This is a genomic window from uncultured Victivallis sp., assembly GCA_944389935.1.
Lineage (GTDB): Bacteria > Verrucomicrobiota > Lentisphaeria > Victivallales > Victivallaceae > Victivallis.
This window is the reverse complement of record CALXOE010000093.1, coordinates 1-3,382: the sequence shown is the minus strand read 5'-3', so window position 1 is coordinate 3,382 and position 3,382 is coordinate 1. Positions and strand designations below refer to the sequence as shown.

Here is a 3,382-nt window from a genome sequence, read left to right as displayed (position 1 = left end):
TGTAATTACTCATAATGGTAAATATTATACACCAAAAATCAGAAAATGCAAGTAATGTTAATTGCCAAATCTATATACCAGAAAAAAACAAATGTCAATCGTTTTCATGAAAAATAATCGATTATTTTTCAAGAAAATTTTTTCATCCACGCAAAATGTTGATTATAAATATATTTTATTTTTCGATCGAGATCCGGATCATATTCCAGCTGGCGGCCGGGAGCACGGTTTTGAGGGTATTTTTTTCAAGCGTTGCGCCGGCGAGTTTCACGGGTCGGACTTTCTCTTCCGCCGCGGAGTTGACCGCCTTGAGGTCGGGATGGCTGATCGACTCATGTTCGAGGACGGAAACCGGATCGAAATCCTCGAGCTTGAGTTCGAGTTCCATCGCTTCAGAGAGATTCCGGTTGACCGCGAAGAGCACGACTTCGTCGCGACCGGTGTTGTGCACGCACGCGCAGTAGAGATAAGGAATCTCGCGGCAGTTTACCGGGAGAGAAGCCGTATCGTGGCGATACTCCGCGTCGTAGCAGGGGGAGTCGACCACGGTGCGCAGCGCGGTGCCGCGCCCGTAACGGGAGGTCAGTGCAAAGGGGTGAAATGTGGTCTGCCGCCACGCTTTGCCGTTTTTCTCCGTCATGATCGGGGCGATCACGTTGACGCTCTGGGCGAGACAGGCGATCTTGACCCGGTCGGCGTGATTGATCAACGTCATCAGGAGCATGCCGACGAGCAGCGCGTCCTCCATGGTGTAGACATCTTCGAGCAGCGGGCGGGCGACGCTCCACTCGGGGGATTCGACCTCTTTCCCGTTCGAGTGGAACCAGACGTTCCACTCATCGAACGAAAGCATGATCCGCTTCTGTGATTTTCTGCGCGTGCGGACGAAATCGCAGCACGCGACGATCCGGTCGATGAAGTCGGACATCGATTCGGCCTGGGCGAGATAGCCCGGCGTCGTGTCGCAGCGGTTGCCGAAATAGTGATGGATCGAGAGGTAGTCGACGAGATCGTAGGTGTGGTCGAGAACCTTGCTTTCCCACTCTCCGAGCGTCGGCATTCCGGCGTGTGAGGAGCCGCAGACGACGAGTTCGATCGAGGGGTCGGTCCACTTCATCATCTTGGCGGCTTCGAGCGCGGTGCGCCCGTACTCGTCGGCGGTGCGGTGGCCGGTCTGCCACGGGCCGTCCATCTCGTTGCCGAGACACCAGACTTTGACGCCGTATGGTTGTTCGGCGCCGTTCCGGCGGCGCTGGTCGGAGAGTGCGGTTCCGCCGGGGAAGTTGCAGTATTCGACGAGCTGCTGCGCCTCGGCCGCGCCGCGGGTGCCGAGGTTCACGGCCATCATCGGGGCGGTGTTGGCTTTGCGACACCATTTCATGAATTCGTCGGTTCCGAAGAGGTTCGGTTCGAGCGCTTTCCACGCGAGGTCGAGCCGGGCGGGGCGCTGTTCGCGCGGGCCGACGCCGTCTTCCCAGTTGTACCCCGAGACGAAGTTGCCGCCGGGGTAGCGCGTGAGCGGCATATCGAGTTCGCGGATGAGCTCGATCACATCCCGGCGGAAGCCGTCCTCATCGGCGGAGGGGTGTCCGGGTTGGTAGATTCCCTCGTAGACGGCGCGTCCGAGGTGCTCCACAAAACCGCTGTAAATGCGGTTGTCGATCTTGTCCACGAGATAGTTGCGATTCACGATCACACGGCTTTTCATGCAGATGCTCCTTGCGTTGAGGGTGGAGGTGGAACGGACGGGTATCGGAGAAAATAACACGGTTTTCCGCTTTTGCAAATGGAGTTCCCGGGAAACTCTACAAATCGCTCTCCGGATGTTTCCGACGGGGAGGCGGAGCAGAAGCGGCATATTTTTTGCGGTATTCGCGCGGAGATTCCGCATATTTCTTCCGGAACGCGCGGGAAAAGTAGGCGCTGTCGGAGAATCCGCAGTGAAATGCGACCTCGGTGACGGAGAGTTCCGAATTGTTTCTCAGCAGTTCCGCCGCCCGCTCCAGACGCAGTGAAGCGAGAAAGGCCCCGGGCGGAAGTCCGGTGTTTTTCCGGAAGAGCCGTTCCATGGTCTTCAAGGTCATCCCGTTTTTTTCGGCGATGTCGGCGACTTGAATGGAAGCGTCGGCGAGGTGTTCGTTCAGGAATGCAAGAATATTGTTCAATCGCGGGACGCCTCTGGGCCGTGGATTCGGGGAGTTGTTGCAGAACCGGGAGAGCGCGAACAGCAGCTGCAGGAAATCGGCGTTCATCGCCAACTCAAAATCGGGTTTCTTTTCCCGTCTTTCATTCCGCATCGACAGCAGCAGCGGCCGCACTTCTTCCAACTCCCGCGGTCTCAGGCGGAACGGTTCATCGAGGAGTCCGGGAATCCCCGGGATGGTGAGAAGTTTCTCCCAGGAGAACAGCAGCTGTTCCGGGAAGAACAACACGTTGACCAGTTCACAATTCCGGAAGTCGCTGTATCCGTGTACGATTCCGGGCGGAACGAGGAACACGCTGCCCTTGAACAGCGGATACGACCCGGACTCGAGAACGTGGCGTCCCGTCCCCTCCATGACGACGACGAGCTCGTGGAAATCATGGAAGTGCATGCGCTCTGTTCCGGGGTCATCGGGATATTTCGTCGCCGAGATGGAAATGCCGCATTCCCCGTAGAAATGCCAGTGCATTTCTACCTTGAAGTCGGTTGGATTCCGGTGTTTCATGAATGTCTGAAAAATCCAGCTTTTTGTCTGAAAAATGAAAGTTTTTTGTGGTTTCTCCAGTATAATATAGAATAAAACCGATAAAAAACAATGCCATGGGAAGTTGGAAAGGAGGAAATGAGTATGGAAATTCACAGCTTTGCGGGCAGGGGAACCATCCGGAGGCGCAGCAAGGGGGGATCCGCTCAATTTTGCGGCCGCTCCGGGGGGACGCGCGCCGCGTTCGCGTTTCCCGGGCTCCTTTTGGTAAACACGTTTCAAATCTCCGCGGTCCGGCGCATTTTCCCCCGCCGAAGTTTGTTGCCTGAAACCGATTCTTTCGCTGTTTCGTGCCGCGACGAGGTTCGCGCGAGACAGTCGAGAGAGGGATTCGGGGGAGAGACTCTCTCCGTACCAGCCAACCCACAAACACCCAATCGATCAATCCCCGCCGTGCAACTCATTCCAGCGTCCGGCGGAACAAGAGAAGGGTTCGGGGGAGAGAAAGCGGCTCGTAAGAGCGCGTCTCTCCCCGTACCAGCCATCCATCAACCATCCCATCGGCTCATCACCGCCGCGCAACAGAGTCTCCGCTCGGCAAGCGGCGAAGTGGAGCAAAAACGCGAAGAAATCTTTCCGCAGAAAAGCGGGAAGATTGCTTCGTGTTTTTGCGGCTCTTTCTCCCCGCACCGGCC

At 56.6% G+C, this 3,382-nt stretch carries 2 protein-coding genes; both read right to left on the bottom strand.

Annotated elements, in window-relative coordinates; all coding sequences use genetic code 11:
* Positions 1-175 precede the first annotated feature (175 nt).
* The gene (locus Q0J85_RS15355; protein WP_294483216.1) at positions 176-1,708 is read right to left on the bottom strand and encodes an alpha-N-arabinofuranosidase; all 1,533 of its coding nucleotides are present in this window, start codon (positions 1,706-1,708) and stop codon (positions 176-178) included.
* 97 nt (positions 1,709-1,805) lie between these two features.
* The gene (locus tag Q0J85_RS15350; protein ID WP_294483213.1) at positions 1,806-2,708 is read right to left on the bottom strand and encodes a helix-turn-helix domain-containing protein; all 903 of its coding nucleotides are present in this window, start codon (positions 2,706-2,708) and stop codon (positions 1,806-1,808) included.
* Between the last annotated feature and the right edge of the window lie 674 nt (positions 2,709-3,382).